This window comes from Microbacterium sp. LEMMJ01, assembly GCF_002114135.1.
GTDB lineage: Bacteria > Actinomycetota > Actinomycetes > Actinomycetales > Microbacteriaceae > Microbacterium.
Genome location: NZ_NCTV01000017.1, coordinates 131,620 through 146,227, shown reverse-complemented (window position 1 = coordinate 146,227; position 14,608 = coordinate 131,620). Strand labels below are relative to the sequence as shown.

At 65.9% G+C, this 14,608-nt stretch carries 18 protein-coding genes and 1 pseudogene; 6 read left to right on the top strand and 13 right to left on the bottom strand.

Annotation, left to right across the window (positions count from 1 at the left end):
- Positions 1 to 4 precede the first annotated feature (4 nt).
- The 9 genes and pseudogenes from lnt to B7W94_RS03120 form a co-directional block, all read right to left on the bottom strand.
- Positions 5 to 1,576, bottom strand: coding sequence for an apolipoprotein N-acyltransferase (lnt, locus tag B7W94_RS03165; protein ID WP_238695659.1), 1,572 nt, complete (start codon positions 1,574 to 1,576; stop codon positions 5 to 7).
- Positions 1,560 to 2,504, bottom strand: coding sequence for a cytochrome c oxidase assembly protein (locus B7W94_RS03160; RefSeq protein ID WP_025105246.1), 945 nt, complete (start codon positions 2,502 to 2,504; stop codon positions 1,560 to 1,562). The genes lnt and B7W94_RS03160 overlap by 17 nt, the downstream gene beginning before the upstream one ends.
- Entirely contained in the window at positions 2,501 to 2,848 is a 348-nt protein-coding gene (locus B7W94_RS03155; protein WP_025105245.1) for a DUF6804 family protein, read from the bottom strand. Before B7W94_RS03155 ends, B7W94_RS03160 begins: the two co-directional genes overlap by 4 nt.
- Positions 2,845 to 3,402: a signal peptidase II gene (locus tag B7W94_RS03150; protein ID WP_231729554.1), complete on the bottom strand. Its 558-nt coding sequence runs from the start codon at positions 3,400 to 3,402 to the stop codon at positions 2,845 to 2,847. Before B7W94_RS03150 ends, B7W94_RS03155 begins: the two co-directional genes overlap by 4 nt.
- The gene (locus B7W94_RS03145) at positions 3,368 to 4,036 is read right to left on the bottom strand and encodes a copper resistance CopC family protein (protein ID WP_085604275.1); all 669 of its coding nucleotides are present in this window, start codon (positions 4,034 to 4,036) and stop codon (positions 3,368 to 3,370) included. The genes B7W94_RS03150 and B7W94_RS03145 overlap by 35 nt, the downstream gene beginning before the upstream one ends.
- Positions 4,029 to 4,934 carry a cation diffusion facilitator family transporter gene (locus B7W94_RS03140; RefSeq protein WP_025105242.1) on the bottom strand — a complete coding sequence of 302 codons (906 nt, stop codon included), beginning with the start codon at positions 4,932 to 4,934 and terminating at the stop codon, positions 4,029 to 4,031. The genes B7W94_RS03145 and B7W94_RS03140 overlap by 8 nt, the downstream gene beginning before the upstream one ends.
- A gap of 62 nt (positions 4,935 to 4,996) precedes the next feature.
- Complete coding sequence (locus tag B7W94_RS03135; protein ID WP_085604272.1) at positions 4,997 to 5,656, bottom strand: DsbA family protein; 660 nt, start codon at positions 5,654 to 5,656, stop codon at positions 4,997 to 4,999.
- 748 nt (positions 5,657 to 6,404) lie between these two features.
- Positions 6,405 to 6,889: pseudogene (locus B7W94_RS03125) on the bottom strand (GNAT family N-acetyltransferase).
- Between the two features lie 20 nt (positions 6,890 to 6,909).
- On the bottom strand, positions 6,910 to 7,257 hold the full coding sequence (locus B7W94_RS03120) for an ArsR/SmtB family transcription factor (protein WP_025105239.1): 348 nt from the start codon (positions 7,255 to 7,257) through the stop codon (positions 6,910 to 6,912).
- 92 nt (positions 7,258 to 7,349) lie between these two features.
- Between B7W94_RS03120 and B7W94_RS03115 the strand changes: the two genes are divergently transcribed.
- Complete coding sequence (locus B7W94_RS03115) at positions 7,350 to 8,669, top strand: FAD-dependent oxidoreductase (RefSeq protein ID WP_085604269.1); 1,320 nt, start codon at positions 7,350 to 7,352, stop codon at positions 8,667 to 8,669.
- A gap of 54 nt (positions 8,670 to 8,723) precedes the next feature.
- On the opposite strand, the gene B7W94_RS03110 is transcribed toward B7W94_RS03115, so the two are convergent.
- Genes B7W94_RS03110 through B7W94_RS03100 form a run of 3 tightly spaced genes read right to left on the bottom strand, consistent with a single transcriptional unit; the run spans position 8,724 to position 10,215 of the window.
- Complete coding sequence (locus tag B7W94_RS03110; protein WP_025105237.1) at positions 8,724 to 9,281, bottom strand: signal peptidase II; 558 nt, start codon at positions 9,279 to 9,281, stop codon at positions 8,724 to 8,726.
- Positions 9,278 to 9,886 (bottom strand): cadmium resistance transporter, encoded by a 609-nt coding sequence (locus tag B7W94_RS03105; protein ID WP_025105236.1) that lies wholly within the window; start codon positions 9,884 to 9,886, stop codon positions 9,278 to 9,280. The genes B7W94_RS03110 and B7W94_RS03105 overlap by 4 nt, the downstream gene beginning before the upstream one ends.
- Complete coding sequence (locus B7W94_RS03100) at positions 9,883 to 10,215, bottom strand: ArsR/SmtB family transcription factor (protein ID WP_025105235.1); 333 nt, start codon at positions 10,213 to 10,215, stop codon at positions 9,883 to 9,885. The genes B7W94_RS03105 and B7W94_RS03100 overlap by 4 nt, the downstream gene beginning before the upstream one ends.
- Positions 10,216 to 10,476: 261 nt before the next feature.
- On the opposite strand from B7W94_RS03100, the gene B7W94_RS03095 reads away from it, so the two are divergent.
- Both B7W94_RS03095 and B7W94_RS03090 read left to right on the top strand, forming a co-directional pair.
- Positions 10,477 to 10,758: a metal-sensitive transcriptional regulator gene (locus B7W94_RS03095; protein ID WP_025105234.1), complete on the top strand. Its 282-nt coding sequence runs from the start codon at positions 10,477 to 10,479 to the stop codon at positions 10,756 to 10,758.
- Positions 10,759 to 10,784: 26 nt separating this feature from the next.
- Complete coding sequence (locus B7W94_RS03090) at positions 10,785 to 11,108, top strand: heavy-metal-associated domain-containing protein (protein WP_025105233.1); 324 nt, start codon at positions 10,785 to 10,787, stop codon at positions 11,106 to 11,108.
- A gap of 159 nt (positions 11,109 to 11,267) precedes the next feature.
- Here the strand turns inward: B7W94_RS03090 and B7W94_RS18440 are convergent, their stop codons facing one another.
- Positions 11,268 to 11,399, bottom strand: a complete 132-nt coding sequence (locus B7W94_RS18440) for a hypothetical protein (protein ID WP_257721412.1) — start codon at positions 11,397 to 11,399, stop codon at positions 11,268 to 11,270.
- A gap of 39 nt (positions 11,400 to 11,438) precedes the next feature.
- Between B7W94_RS18440 and B7W94_RS03085 the strand changes: the two genes are divergently transcribed.
- The 3 genes from B7W94_RS03085 to B7W94_RS03075 all read left to right on the top strand — a co-directional run bounded on the left by B7W94_RS03085 (position 11,439) and on the right by B7W94_RS03075 (position 14,578).
- Positions 11,439 to 13,367, top strand: coding sequence for a heavy metal translocating P-type ATPase (locus tag B7W94_RS03085; protein WP_025105232.1), 1,929 nt, complete (start codon positions 11,439 to 11,441; stop codon positions 13,365 to 13,367).
- Positions 13,368 to 13,413: 46 nt separating this feature from the next.
- On the top strand, positions 13,414 to 13,893 hold the full coding sequence (locus B7W94_RS03080; protein ID WP_085604266.1) for a DUF6153 family protein: 480 nt from the start codon (positions 13,414 to 13,416) through the stop codon (positions 13,891 to 13,893).
- Positions 13,894 to 13,981: 88 nt separating this feature from the next.
- Positions 13,982 to 14,578 (top strand): DUF305 domain-containing protein, encoded by a 597-nt coding sequence (locus tag B7W94_RS03075; protein ID WP_025105230.1) that lies wholly within the window; start codon positions 13,982 to 13,984, stop codon positions 14,576 to 14,578.
- The last annotated feature ends 30 nt before the right edge of the window (positions 14,579 to 14,608 follow it).

The window sequence follows — 14,608 nt, the reverse complement described above, 5'->3', positions numbered from 1 at the left end:
CCGTTCACTTCGATCTAACGTGAGGCGACCGTGAGCGAAGGCGCCGCTCTGCTATCGAGAGCATCAACATCAATACGCTCAGTCCGCCTATCGCGGGACCGATCCAGGGCATCAGGATGACAGCCGGCGTGATCCCCCTGTGCAGTGGAACGCTGCTGACCTTCGCGGCCGCAGTGTCTGCGGGGACGGCGGCGGCGGTTGTTCCGTCGGTGCGGATGACTTGGCTGGTGCCGGTGGTGGAGACGTTCACCACGGTGCGGCCGGTTTCGAGGGCGCGCATGCGGGCGATGGCGAGTTGTTGCAAATTCTCGTCCGTGCCGCGGAAGTCGGCGTTGTTGGTTTGGAACACATAAACCTCCGCACCCTTCACAGCGCTGTCGTGAATGACCCGGTCGTAGATGACGTCGAAGCAGATTGCGAGGCCGACGCGCGAGCCCGCGACACTCATCGCAGGAAGGTTGGTGCCCGGCGTGTATTCCCTTTGAATCATGCCGACGAGGTCTGGGGCGAGGAGCTCGTAGAACCAACGGTCGGGCACGTACTCCCCGAAGGGCACCGGGTTGGCTTTGTCGTACGCCTGTGGGGCGGTGGTTCCGGTCCAGAGTAGAGAGGTGTTGAACGTCAAGCCTTCCCGTGTGGTGGCTGAGTTCACCAGCAGCGGCGACCCGATCGTCTGGGTGAGGGCGTCCAAGCGTTCGGCAGTATCGGCTTCGCGGAGCGGGTCGCTGTCGACCGATCCTTCCGGCCACACCAGGAGGTCGAGGTCCTCACCGATCAGCGATGTAGTGGCGGTCTGCTGTGCATCGAAGATGTCGCCTTCCGATCGGGGATCGAAGTATGCGCTGGGCCCGTTACCCTGCACCCACCCGACGCGTAGATCACCAATGTAGGTGGTCGGGAATGCGGGGACGAGCGCGGCGACGGCGCCGATCAGCGTGAGGGCAACGAGGTGGCTCAGGCGTCGCCGGAGCGCCACGTCCAAGGCTCCAGCGCAGAGGAAGACGATCAGGAACGATAGCCCGGTTGTTCCTAGCCAAGAGGCCGCCTCGGCAAACAGGGTGTCGACCAGAACGACGCCGAGGCGGGCCCACGGGAAGCCGCCGTACGGCCAGGTACCCATTACGGTCTCCCGCAGCACCCAGACTCCCGCCACCCACGCGGGCGCAAGCGCCCACAGTCGTCCGCGACTGTAGCGATATGCCAGCGTGATGAGGGGGCCGCCTGCAGCGAAGAGAAGAGCCTGCAGTCCTGACAGCGCCGCCCAAGGCAAAGGCCCGAGGAAGGTGGACACCCACGAGAGGTGGGTGACGTAGAACGTGGCCCCGTAGGTGAGGGAGATGACGAATGAGGCTGGGAGGGAGCGACCGCGCAGCAGCCACAAGCTGACGGTGACGCTGGCGAACGCCAGAGGCCACCATCCCGTCTCCGGGTAGGCGAGGTCCAGACAGAACCCGGCGACCGCGGCTACAACGACAGCGCCCGGTACTGGGATGGTTCGTTTCGCGGCTGGCCGAGCAACGGAGGACGGTGCCGCCTGAGGAGATCCGTGTGTGGCGGGTTCAGGGTTCCGGATCACGGGCGCTCAGTCTGTTCAGATAGGCGTTGTAGGCGTCGAGATCAGCGTTCCCGTGGGTGTCGACGTAGCGATCGGTGGCGGCCGCGGAGGCGCTGTCCTCCCGGAACCAGCGGTGCATGACGTACAGCAGCATCAACACGGTTGGAGCTTCCCCGTACGACCACGCCAGCCCACCGGCAAGCCGCTGATCCTCGAGCGGATCCAGGCCCAGGGCCAGGGTGGGAGTGACGAAAGACGCGACGAGGATTGTGCTCCCCATCATGAGGAACACGCCGAAGAACGCGTGGAGGGCGGCCTCGGCGAACACGTCGAGAGCGCGGGCGCCGTGTCCCAATCGGACCGGTAACGGGTCGGAGGAAAGCACGGGAATGGTGAACAGCACACCGGCGGCGAGGAATACCAGTTCTAGGATGAGATGCCCTCCGGGTTGGGTGAGGATCCCGTCAGCCGCGTTCGCCAGGTAGAGGCCGTAGAACGCGAACAGATACAGCGGGATGATGCACCAGGGACTCAGCACCCAGCCGACGACGCGACTCCGCAAACCGCGATGCGTGAAATGCAGAACGTGTCGTCCGAGACCGTGGTGTGGTGTGGCACGAAGAAGCAGCGTCCCCGGGGAGCCGAGCACCAGCAGTGGGGGCACGGTCATCATGAGGGTGAGCTGCTGGAACATGAACACCGACACCAGGGCATAGCCGTACGCCTCCACCCCGAGACCGGTCACCGCGGCGAGCAGCGCGCAGCCGGTGAGGAAACTGACGGCGCGCCACACAGGCCAGCGGCGTCGCATCCTGCACAGCCGAACTGCCCCGGCCAGATACAGCACCGCGAGCACAGCCGCGAGCACCGGAAGCAGCGGAAACGGTCCAGGGCGGAACGCGACCAACGCCCCGAGCGTAGGGGGCTCGACGGGTAGCCAGTCGGTCATCGTAGGGGATCTTGCCGGACCACCCTGATCGTGCCACCTGCGACCAGGAACACCACGGCTGCGGCCGGTTGCGCCATGGCCCAGATGTCGCCGGAGAACGGGAATGGCATGACCGGGTTCCAGAGCACAGCGATCGCGGCGAATACCGGCACCCACCACCAGTGCCGCGCCTGGATAGCGAACCATCCCACGATCAGGGCGAGGATGGATGCGACGAACAACACCAGGGGTGCCCAGTTCGCCCGGATGAGGGCTGGGGCCAGGAAGAGGATGGCTGCGGCGATCAGCCCGGGCGCGAGAGCGTTTCGCTGATAGGGGGATGCGGGTTTCTGCGTCGCATTCATAGTGATGTCGTCTCTTGTGCCAGATGATTGGCTGGTTTCGGCGGATCGGGGTGGCGGGGTTCTCGGCTGCGCCACGCGGCGCTCAGAAGGAGGAGGGCCCCGACCCCCAGCGCGATGTCGGCGATGTTGCCGATGAAGAGATCCCCGTAGGCGAGGAAGTCCGTGACGTGCCCCACCCCGAAACTGGGTGGGGAAAACAAGCGGTCGATGAGGTTGCCGAGTGCTCCGCCCACGAGGAAACCGAACCCGATCGCAGCGAGAGTGGTCCCTGCGCGGGCAGCAGCGATACCCAGGATCACCGTGACGGCGATACCGAAGACAGTCAGCAGACCGGTGGCGGAGGCGCCGAAGGACAGGGTGGCGCCAGGGTTGAACGCGAGTTGCAGACCAAGGAGATCCCCGAGGAGCGGGATTCTCTCGCGTTGGCTCAGCTCGCTGAGTGCCATGCTTTTCGTGGCCTGGTCGATGAAGACGACGATCGCGGCGACGATGGCCGCGAGAGCGGACCGCCGCAGACGCTCACTCTTCACCGGCCCCAGCTTCCCCTTCTGCACGGTCGCGTCGCCGACGGGCGCGACCGGCGAGGATCACCCCGGCCGCGCTCACGCCCAGGACCAGAATGAGCGAGGAGACGAACATCAACGGCAGCAACAGCCCGTCGCCCATCGCTGCGCCGCCCGACGCTGTGCCTCCGTACTCCGCGGGTGAAGTGCTCGGTTCCGGTGTCGCACTCGAGCTGGGCTGGGCACTCTGCTCCGGGGTGGGGATGGCTGGTGAGGTCGCGGCGGGAGGGGTGCTGGCCGTAACCGAGTACGAGTACTCGCCGCTGGTGGGGTGACCGTCGCTGGAGACCACCTTCCACCGGACGGTAAACAACCCGCCGCCGGCATCCGGGGACAGATGCTGGGTGACGGCGGTGCCACTGACCGCGGGCGCATCGACCGCCACATTGGTTCCCTGGTCGTTGAGAACCTCGATATCTGTTGCACCCTCTAGATTGGTCAGCTCCGCGCTGAAGGTCAGAGTGATCTCGTCCGGCGAGTTCGGGATAGTGCCGCCAGCCTCGGGGTAGGAGGAGACCAACCCGTCGTGAGCGGCGGCCGGGGAGGCGAGGCCGAGGACACTGATGGCGGCGATGACGAGCCCCGCCAGGGCGATTCGGCGGGTGCGGGAAGCGTTGTTACGCATGGGTGAAGTGTTCTCCAGTGTGCGATTCGGGTTCGATTTGGAAAGTGGAGTGTTCGACACTCACCGGGAAATGCTCGGCCACACACTCCTGCAGCGATCGCAACAAGGCCGCGTAGGCGTCCATGGTCACGGTGTCATCAATGACGATGTGAGCGCTCAGCGTCGGGAGGTCGGTAGACACCTGACTGGCGTGCAGGTCGTGGACGGCGACCACATGGGGAAGCTCAACAATGTGTCGGCGTACCTCGTCCAGGTCCAGGCCGCGAGGAGTGGATTCGAGGAGCATGCGCCCGGAGGCGCGCAACAGGACGACAGTGCGCGGGATGATCAGTATCGCGATGACGACCCCGGCGACTGCGTCCGCCTGATACCAGCCGAGAGCGGCGATCAGGATGGCGCTCACGATAACGGCGACGGAGCCGAGCGCGTCGTTGGCGACCTCGAGGAACGCAGCCCGCATGTTGAGGTTCAGCCCGCGTCCACCCATCAGGACGAGCAGAGACGCGATATTGGCCACGAGCCCCACGATTCCGAAGAACAACAGGCTTCCCGATGCGATATCGGGAGGCTCGAACAGTCGGCGAATTCCCTCGACCAGGGCAAACAAGCCCACACCCAACAGCAAGGTCGCCTGCGCGAGAGCGCCAAGGACCTCGGCGCGTCGCAACCCAAACGTATAACGGGGAGTGGGTGCCCTGTTCATCAGATGCGCAGCCGTCACAGCCAACGCCAGGCCGATCACATCGGTGAGCATGTGCGCCGCGTCCACCAGAAGCGCGAGACTGCCAGTCAGGACCGAACCGACTACCTCGATGAGAAAAACAGACAGTGTGATCGAAAAGGCGACCACCAGCCGCTTACGGGACGTTCCCGACGCGTGGCTATGACCTGCACCCATGATCATTCTTCCTTTCGGCGACTAAATGTGGCCCGCGAAACTGCGGGTCTCCAGCGGCGGCTTCACCGCTTGCCGTTCACGGCGGAATCGATGCGGTCTCCCAAGTCCGTCCACGCCTCTAGCGTGACCGGCTCCCCATCGATGAAGAATGAGGGGGTGCTGCTGACGCCGAGCGCCTCGCCCTCGGCGAAATCAAACTGCACCCGCTCCGCCGTCGCCGGGTCCGCTACGGCCTCGTCGTACGCCGCCGTATCCAGGCCCATCTCCTCCGCGAATCCGCGGAACAGGTCAGCTCGGGACTCCTGCGCCTCGCCCCACTGCGCCTGCGTCGAGAACAACCGGTGATACATCTCCTCCAGCTGCCCCTGCTGTGCGGCCGCCTCCGCAGCGATAGCCGCATTCTTCGAATTGAAGTGACCGGGCAACGGGAAGTAGCGGATGACATACGTGATCTCACCGGCGTACTGCGCCCGGAGATCCTCAACCAGCGGGTAGAACGCGCCACACGCCTCACACTCGAAGTCCAGGAACTCCACCACTGTCACCGCGCCCTCGCCGCCATCATCCAGGACGTGGGAGTTCTCCCTCTGCACCTGCGGACCGCTCTCATCCGTGCCGGCCGATGGAACCCCCTGACTGCTCAGCCCATAAACGACGCCTGCCACAATCAGCAGAACAGCTACGACCGCGGCGACGAGCGTCGCCTTTACCCACGTTTTCATAGACACTCCTTGACACGAATGACTCTCTAAAAGCTCCCGTACGGAATGCCAGGAGCACGCCACCACACAAAGCTGCTGGCGTTCGAAGGAGCGCTCGTCAGGTGCGCGAAAGGGAAAGTTGCGTCAAGGACAGCGATGGGACGTCCGCACGCGCGTCCGCCGGCAGCGGCCTCACCGGGCGGAGCAGGACGGTCGTCTCCCGAGAAGTCGCCCTAGCAACGCGGAACGCTCGGCCCACGATGAACAGAATCACGCAGCAGAGCACGCCGATCAAGCAACCAACGCCACCGACTGTCGCTGCGTCCGTGAACTGGGCTGCAAACCCGTCACCGGAAGGCGGGTCGCCAACCTGCTCCGAGGCTGGAGCATCAGCAGCTAAAGCAGCCAGCATCACCGACACGTGCTCGGAGCTGTCCGGCGCATCCAGGTGGCTTCCGCCGAGCCAGGCCCCCGCAGTCAAGAGCACGGCTAGGCCGACCGCAGTAATGATCCTCGTTATCAGCCGCTCCCTGCTCGCCGGCCTGTACGGGCGCGCGCGGAGAGGGCGGATCATGTCAAAACGACTGTATCAGCGAAGACGGAACACCGGATCGCTGAGCCATAAGCCATTCGGTCGGGACGCCCCGGCCGAAAACAATCGTTCGCGGGACGTACGTACGGCGCCTCATCGCGGCGTGCTGTAAACGGCTCCCGTATTGAAACCAAGGTTGCGGGACAGGCTGTTTCGGCCCGGATTTTCGGCACGCGGTCAGCGAGGGTGGCGCCGCTTGACGAGGATCGTGTCGCGCCACTGTCCAGTCCAGGGGCCGTAGGTCATGAGAGCGATGCGTTCCCGGTGTCCCACGCCGCGGAAGCCGGCGCGGTCGTGGAGGGCGAGGCTGGCGGGGTTCTCGGGGAAGATGCTGGACTGCATGGTCCAGATGCCGGCGCTGTCGGCGGCTTGGAGGAAGGCGTCGAGGAGTGCGGCGCCGACGCCGTGCCCGCGAGCCTCGTGCGCGACATAGACCGAGTGCTCGACAGCGCCGCGGTACACCTCGCGAGATGACACGGGTGAGGCGGCGACCCTTCCGAGGATCGAACCGGCGGTGTCCTCGGCAACGAGCCGCCCGACGGTGAGTTTCCCTGAGTCGAAGGCTGGCCCCACGTTGGCGGGTCTGTCTCGAACGTTGCGTTGCCGGTGGCGATGCCTTCTCGGTAGATGGATTCCACCGCTGCCCAGTCGGCGGTGGTCATCGACCGGATGAGGACGCCGCTCACGGGCTCAGCGCGCGAGAGGCCTGTTCGAGGGGGTCGGTAACGACGCGGTAGTAGGCCCAGCGGCCGCGCTGTTCGCGGGTGGCGAGGCCCGCATCGACGAGCAGTTTCATGTGGTGGGAGACGGTCGGCTGGGATAGTCCGACGGGCTCGGTGAGGTCGCAGATGCATGCTTCACCGTCGCTGGATGCGGCGATCAGGGAGAGAAGTCTCACGCGCGTGGGGTCACCCAGAGCCTTGAACGTGCGCGCTATCCGCTCGGCCTCGTCGGGCGTCAGCACCCCGCCGGTGACGGGCGAGCAGCACGCCGCCGCGTCGGTCGGGAGGAGTGGGAGCGTCGTGGGCATGGAACGATTCTGGCACGTCACATTGACATTCGTCGATACATCGAGGATTCTCGATCAATCGAGTTCTGTCGATGCGTTGAGGAGCGAGTGTGATGGAGAGCGCGTTGCCTGTCGTGGTGATCGGTGCCGGCCCGCAGGGGCTCGCGGCTGCCGCCCACCTGGTCGAGCGAGACCTGCCGGTCGTTGTATTGGAGGCTGGGGCTGGCCCGGCATCGGCGGTTGCCGAGTGGGGGCATGTGCGCTTGTTCTCGGAGTGGCCGGAGTTGATCGACACGGCCGGGGCGCGGATTCTCGAGCCCACCGGATGGGCAGCGCCTACGACGGGGTATCCGACCGGTGCGCAGTGGATCAGCGGCTATCTCGCGCCGCTTGCTGCTGAGCTGGGCGATCGCGTTCGGTACGGCTCTCGGGTTGTCGGGGTGTCCCGTCTGGGTCGTGACCGTCTCGTTGACGCGGGCCGCGGCGATCAGCCTTTCACCGTGCACGTGCAGCCGAGTGAGGGGGAGGAGTATCGGTTGCAGGCGCGCGCGGTGATCGACGCTTCGGGCACGTGGTCCTCGCCCAACCCCGCGGGCGCGGACGGTCTGCCCGCGCTGGGAGAGCGGGCTGCGGCCGGGTTGCTGTCGTATTGCATCCCCGACTTCCGGGACCGTGAGAGGTTCGAGGGGAAGCACACGGTCGTCATCGGTTCCGGGCACTCGGCGGTGACGGCGGTCCTCGCGCTGGCCCGCATGGCGCGCCGCGACCCGACCACCACAGTGACGTGGGCGCTGCGCCGCGCCACCGCCGGGAACGCCTTCGGGGGTGGTGAGGCCGACGAGCTGCCGGCACGTGGGGCGCTGGGGATCAAGGCGAAGGAGTTCGTCGACGCTGGGCTGGTGTCGCTCGTGACCAGGTTCCGCGTCGAGCGCGTCACGACGGAGGAGGGCCGGCCGGTCCTCGTCGCAGAGGATGGCCGCACACTCAGCGCCGATCGCGTCGTGGTGCTCACCGGCTTCCGCCCCGATCTGTCGTTCTTGTCGGAGCTGCGGTTGGAACTGGACCCCACGTTGCAGGCGCCCGTGCGGATCGCTGCGGAGGTCGATCCGAACGTGCATTCCTGCGGTTCGGTCGCCGCGACGGGAGCTGCCGACCTTGCCCAGCCGGAGCCTGACTTCTACCTCGTGGGCGCAAAGTCCTACGGGCGGGCACCCACCTTTCTCGCGCTCACCGGGTACGAGCAGGTGCGCAGCGTCGTCGCGGAGCTCGCGGGCGACCACGAGGCCGCTCGACGGGTCGAGCTGGTGCTGCCCGACACGGGGGTATGCGGCGGTGCCGGACTGTTCGATGCTTCCGGGGCATCTCTGGGCGGTGCCTGTTGTGCCCCGCCGGCTCAGGTGCTCCAGATCGGCCGCGCCCCGGCCACCGTCTGACCGGACACATGAGAGGGGCGGATCGCATCAGCGATCCCGCCCCCTTCTCGTTGCTCAGCGCGCGAGGAGCGTGGTCTGGATCTTGTCGGAGACGGCTTCGCGCAGCGGCCGCACGGCCTCGGCGTCCCAGGCCTGGTCGCGGTGCAGCAGGAGCAGGACGGCCCATCCGAGGAGGCCGAGGGTGGTGAAGACGTCAGCCATGTTGAAGACGGCAAACCAGTCGACGGCGATGAAATCGACGACCTCTCCACTAAGCGGTTCGGTGTGCGCGCGAGTAGTGCGGTCCCACAGGTTGCCTATCGCCCCACCGGCCGCGACGGCCAGAAGAGCGGTGGGGCCCATGTTGCGTCCGCGCACAGCTCGGACGACTATCCAGGCCAGAAGTCCGGTGGTGAGTGCCATGATGCCGACGACGAGAGGTGCTCCCACGTCCCCACCGAGACCGAAGGCGACGCCGGGATTGAACACGAGACGAAGGCTCACCCCGAGGCCGAGTTCAATCTCCTCGCCGTTACCCAGAAAGGACAGTGCCCAGGCCTTCGTGAGTTGGTCGATCGCGAACGCTGCAGCGATGGCACCGGCGGCGACGGCCAGTCTGGCGACCTTGGTCATGACAGAACGTCGATGAGACGGAGGACTACGCCCGACTCGATCAGGATGTACAGGCCGAGCCCGATGAAAACGGCGGGCACGAGCCAATGCTCGATCTTCTCCAATGCTTCTGTGACGGTCTTGTTGGTGCCGACGAAGCGCGCGACGAGGCACCACACGGCGACGAGCACCAAGAAGACGATGATGGTGACGATGGTGTCCGGAACGGGGTTGGTGCGGAAGACCGGCGTGTAGAGGGAGATGTTGTCGGCGCCGTTGGCGATCGTGATGCCGGCGACTCCGAACAGTCCTCCTGCGCTGATCGCACTGTCGTCGTCGTCATCGTCGCCCCGGCGCCGGAGGGTTCGGATCAGGCCATAGACACCAATTGCGAGTGGGATCAGGCCCAAGAATCCGACCCATTGGTCCGGGACGATGGTGAGGCCGGCGGCGGCGATGACGCTGATCGCGACGAGAGCGATGAAGCCGAGGTATTGCCCTGCAACGACTTTCCATCCTGGAAGGGAGCCGCGTGTCGACGCGAGAAACAGCACCGTGAGGACAACGATGTCGTCGATGTTCGTGGCCGCGAACAGTCCGATGGCGGCCGCGATGGTTCCAATCATCGGGCATCACGCCCGTAGGTCTTGCACAGATCGACCTTGTAGCCGGTCGTGGCGAGGAGTCGCTCGGCGGCTTCCAGGATGTCGATGACTTCCGGAGTGGAGACGGAGTAAAAGTTCTGTCGACCTTCACTGCGGGCGATGACAAGTCCGCATTCGCGGAGGCATCCCACGTGCTCCGACACGGTTGACTGCGCCAACCCGAGCTCGTCGGTGAGGTCCCTCACCCGAGCCTCGCCCATCGACAGTCGCCGCAGTATCGACAAGCGACTGTGATCGGCAAGCGAGTGGAACAGCGATACAGCGGCGGTCATCTCAGTTGTCATCGTCATTCACCGATTATATCGGGTTTCGCCGATGAGAACTAACCGTCCAAAAACGATCGTTTACGGCGTAGTTCTGTCAGGGAGCAGCCCGAGGTCACCACTAACGGTCTCCGGAATGGGGTTGCGGCAGGCGCTTTTGGTTGAGTCCCGTGGCCGGGCGGGTGGAGAAGTCCGTGTGGTGGCCGAGTCAGCCCCCACTTGTGGCGCTCGGCGCCCAGGTCTGACGCTTCCACCCCGCCACATACCCCCACGGGGTATGCTGAGAGGGTGAACGGATACGAGGGCAACAAGGAGGCGTTGCAGCAGCGTCTGCGTCGTGTCGAGGGTCAGGTGCGGGGGATCGCTCGAATGGTTGATGAGGACAAGTACTGCATCGACATCCTCACGCAGGTGTCCGCGGCGACGAGGGCTCTGGAGACGGTCGCGCTCTCGCTGCTGGGCGATCACTTGAGCCACTGTGTCGCGGAGGCTAGTGCCGAAGGTGGCGAGGTTGCGGCGGAGAAGATCCGTGAAGCGAATGACGCTATCGCTCGTCTCGTCCGTTCCTGACCATCTGAGATCTGGAGGATCGCATAATGACCGAACGCATCGAACTCGGGTTGAAGGACGCCAACGCAGGGTGCGCGTGCTGCGCGTCCCCGACTGATGCCGCGGCCGCGGAGACGAGTCAGTCGGCTCTCGCCCGGGACGTCTTCGTTGACGGGATGACGTGCTCACATTGCGTGTCCAGCGTGACCGACGAATTATCGTCCGTTGACGGTGTCGAGAGCGTGACCGTTTCCCTGAACGCCGGGGCGACCTCGCGTGTGACGATTCACAGCGCAGTGGCGGTTGATCCGTCGCTCATCAAGGCCGCCGTCGAGGAAGCGGGATACACGCTCGCGCCTCAGCCCAGCTGACCGGCGGGTCTCTCCACCCGACTCTGCACGCATCTGAAGCGAAGGAGGCTCATCGTGAGCCAGCAGGATCACACCTCTATGCACCACCACGGACAGCATGCCGAGGGGACACCGCCGACGGTGGCTCACGAGTCCCGAGCAGATCACGCGGCACCCGTTTCACATGCAGGCCACGACCCGCATGCCGGACACGACCCGCACGCAGGTCACGCGCAGCACGACGGGCATGCCCCACATGGCGGCCATGCGGGCCACGGCGGCCACGGCGGCCATGGGGGGCACGGGGGTCACGGTGATCATGTCGGGCAGTTCCGGCGGCTGTTCTGGATCATGCTCGTGCTGGCTGTTCCGGTGGTCGCGTTCTCGATGATGTTCTCCATGCTGCTCGGGTATTCGCTACCCGATGCGGCATGGGTGATGTGGATCTCGCCTGTTCTCGGCACGGTGATGTATGTCTGGGGTGGCGCCCCGTTCCTCACGGGCGCAGTCAGTGAGCTGCGTTCCCGCAAGCCCGGAATGATGCTGCTCATCGCCCTGGCGATCACGGTCGCGTTCCTTGCCTCGTGGGGCGCGAGCGTCGGCCTGCTGCACCACGAGCTGGACTTCTGGTGGGAACTGGCGCTCCTGATCGTCATCATGCTGCTCGGGCACTGGATCGAGATGCGTTCGCTCGCGCAGACCACGTCCGCGCTCGACTCTCTTGCCGCGCTCTTGCCCGACGAGGCGGAGAAGGTCGAGGGTGATGCCACTGTCACAGTGGCCCCGTCCGATCTGCAGGTCGGGGACGTCGTCGTGGTCCGCCCCGGCGGTCGCGTTCCCGCCGATGGGCGGATCGTGCAGGGGTCGGCGAGCATGGACGAGTCGATGATCACGGGTGAGTCCCGTCCGGTGCGCCGCGCCGACGGGGATCAGGTGATCGCGGGCACGGTTGCCACTGACTCCGGTGTCCGGGTGGAGATCACCGCGGTCGGGGAGAACACTGCGCTGGCGGGCATTCAGAAGCTGGTGACGGAGGCGCAGAGTTCGTCGTCGCGGGCGCAGCGCCTCGCGGACCGCGCCGCGGGGTGGTTGTTCTGGTTTGCCCTCGGTGCCGGTGTCATCACCGCGATCGTGTGGACGCTCGTCGGACTTCCCGATCAGGCCGTGGTTCGGACGATCACGGTGCTGGTGATCGCCTGCCCGCACGCACTCGGTCTCGCGATCCCGCTCGTCGTGTCCATCGCGACCGAACGTGCCGCCAGGGCTGGTGTCCTGGTGAAGGATCGTCTCGCGCTGGAGAGCATGCGCACCGTGGACACGGTGCTGTTCGACAAGACCGGCACACTGACCAAGGGCGCCCCCGCGGTCACCGCCATCGAACCGGCAGGCTCCCTGAGCGCGGACGAACTGCTCGCCCTCGCTGCCGCGGCCGAGGCCGATTCGGAGCATCCCCTCGCTCGTGCAATCGTCAACGCCGCGAAGGAAAAGAGCCTGACTGTCGCGGCGTCGCAGGACTTCGAGTCCTCGCCGGCGGTGGGGGTCAAGGCCCGCGTCGACGGCCGTACCGTGCAGGTCGGTGGCCCGTACATGCTCGAGCAGGAGCACGCGAGCGAGCTGGGTGTTGCAGATCAGTGGCGCGAGGACGGCGCGATCATCCTGCACGTCCTCGTCGACGGCACGGTGGCCGGTGCCCTGCGATTGGCCGATGAGATCCGTCCGGAGTCCCGGGAGGCGATCCGAGCCTTGCATGAGAGGAACGTGCAGGTGGTCATGATCACCGGTGATGCGGAGGCTGTCGCGGCGTCCGTGGCGGCGGATCTCGGCATCGACAGGTTCTTCGCCGGGGTTCGCCCAGAAGACAAGGCGTCGAAGGTGAAGGAGCTGCAGGGCGAGGGCCGCTCGGTGGCGATGGTGGGTGATGGGGTGAACGACGCACCCGCGCTCGCGCAGGCAGACGTGGGTATCGCGATCGGTGCGGGCACGGACGTCGCGATCGCGTCCGCCGGTGTCATCCTCGCCAGCGACGACCCCCGATCAGTGCTGTCGGTGATCGACCTGTCCCGCGCCAGCTACCGCAAGATGAAGCAGAACCTGTGGTGGGCAGCCGGCTACAACCTCCTCTCCGTCCCCCTCGCGGCCGGCGTGCTCGCCCCGATCGGGTTCGTGCTGCCGATGTCGGTCGGAGCGGTGCTGATGTCGCTGTCCACGATCGTGGTCGCGCTGAACGCGCAGCTGCTGCGACGACTGGACCTCGCCCCAGAAGCGGTCATCACCCGGTAGGCGTTGTCGCGGCGGCGACGTACCCTGGAGGAAAGGAGGTGGAGCGGTGTTGATCACAGTCGCGCGGCGCGTGCACGACCAGCGCACGCTCACCCGAACCCTCCTCACGGTCGTCGCGGTCGCGGTCGCGGTCATCTGTGGGCTCTTGGCGATGCACTCGATGAACACGCACGCGATGACCTCCGGGCACGGTGACACGGTCGCTGTCGGACACAGCGACCTCGCCGCTGCCAGCACCGGCCACACGGCCGGCACCGACCATGCAGGCACTCACCTTTCGCAATCGGCTCCGGGTTCTGCGGCTGCGGACGCGGGGTGTGCGACGTGCTCGGACGATCACGGGATGGCGTGGATGGCGTGCGTGCTCGCCCTCCTCGTCGCCGTCATTCTGCTCGCACGCCCCACCGGGTGGTGGCGTCAGCTGATCCACGCGCTCGCACAGCCCGCGACGCCGGCCCGGACTCACGGAGCTCTGCACTTTTTCAAGCCGCCTTCGCTCACCGTTCTCTGCATCAGTCGTACGTGATCACCGGCGTGCCGCGTCTTGCCGGCACTGCCCTTGCGCTCAGCATCCTTGCTGGGCGCTTCATCACCGACTCTTGGAGAGAAACATCATGAAGACCCGTTTCGCGGCATCCGCCGCAGTCACCCTCACCGCCCTGCTCGCCCTCGTCGGGTGCGCCGGCACCACCTCCGGCGGTGACATGGAAGGCATGAACCACGGCGGCAGCAGCAGCTCCGCCCCCGCCTCCGCGGACGCCAACGATGCCGACATCATGTTCGCGAGCATGATGAAGGAACACCACGCCCAGGCGATCGAGATGTCCGACATGCTGCTGAGCAAGGACGGCGTCGACGAGCGTGTCGTCGCGCTTGCAGAGAAGATCAAGGCCGCCCAGGAGCCCGAGATCCAGAAGATGGATCAGTGGCTCGAAGAGTGGGGTGCGGACACCTCCAGCATGGAGGGCATGGATCACGGCGACGGCATGATGTCCGAGGACGACATGCAGGCCCTCGAAGACGCCTCCGGCTCAGACGCCGGGCGTCTGTTCCTGGAGCAGATGATCCAGCACCACCAGGGCGCCGTGGAGATGGCGCAGGAGGAAGTCGACAACGGCCAGAACAGCGACGCTGTCGCGCTGGCCGAGACGATCATCGACGCGCAGACCAGCGAGATCTCCGAGATGGAAGACATCCTCGCCACTCTGTGACCCGACCCGTGGGGCGCGGCATCTACCCGC

Bases quoted from the DNA above. Each gene is read 5' to 3' on its own strand.
- B7W94_RS03085 (WP_025105232.1), top strand. From the start codon at position 11,439: ATGCTCGTGCTGGCTGTTCCGGTGGTCGCGTTCTCGATGATGTTCTCC.
- B7W94_RS03140 (WP_025105242.1), bottom strand. From the start codon at position 4,934: ATGGGTGCAGGTCATAGCCACGCGTCGGGAACGTCCCGTAAGCGGCTG.
- B7W94_RS03105 (WP_025105236.1), bottom strand. From the start codon at position 9,886: ATGATTGGAACCATCGCGGCCGCCATCGGACTGTTCGCGGCCACGAAC.
- B7W94_RS03120 (WP_025105239.1), bottom strand. From the start codon at position 7,257: ATGCCCACGACGCTCCCACTCCTCCCGACCGACGCGGCGGCGTGCTGC.
- B7W94_RS03110 (WP_025105237.1), bottom strand. From the start codon at position 9,281: ATGACCAAGGTCGCCAGACTGGCCGTCGCCGCCGGTGCCATCGCTGCA.
- B7W94_RS03155 (WP_025105245.1), bottom strand. From the start codon at position 2,848: ATGAATGCGACGCAGAAACCCGCATCCCCCTATCAGCGAAACGCTCTC.
- B7W94_RS03075 (WP_025105230.1), top strand. From the start codon at position 13,982: ATGAAGACCCGTTTCGCGGCATCCGCCGCAGTCACCCTCACCGCCCTG.
- B7W94_RS03160 (WP_025105246.1), bottom strand. From the start codon at position 2,504: ATGACCGACTGGCTACCCGTCGAGCCCCCTACGCTCGGGGCGTTGGTC.
- B7W94_RS03100 (WP_025105235.1), bottom strand. From the start codon at position 10,215: ATGACGATGACAACTGAGATGACCGCCGCTGTATCGCTGTTCCACTCG.
- B7W94_RS03135 (WP_085604272.1), bottom strand. From the start codon at position 5,656: ATGAAAACGTGGGTAAAGGCGACGCTCGTCGCCGCGGTCGTAGCTGTT.
- B7W94_RS03090 (WP_025105233.1), top strand. From the start codon at position 10,785: ATGACCGAACGCATCGAACTCGGGTTGAAGGACGCCAACGCAGGGTGC.
- B7W94_RS03145 (WP_085604275.1), bottom strand. From the start codon at position 4,036: ATGCGTAACAACGCTTCCCGCACCCGCCGAATCGCCCTGGCGGGGCTC.
- B7W94_RS03115 (WP_085604269.1), top strand. From the start codon at position 7,350: ATGGAGAGCGCGTTGCCTGTCGTGGTGATCGGTGCCGGCCCGCAGGGG.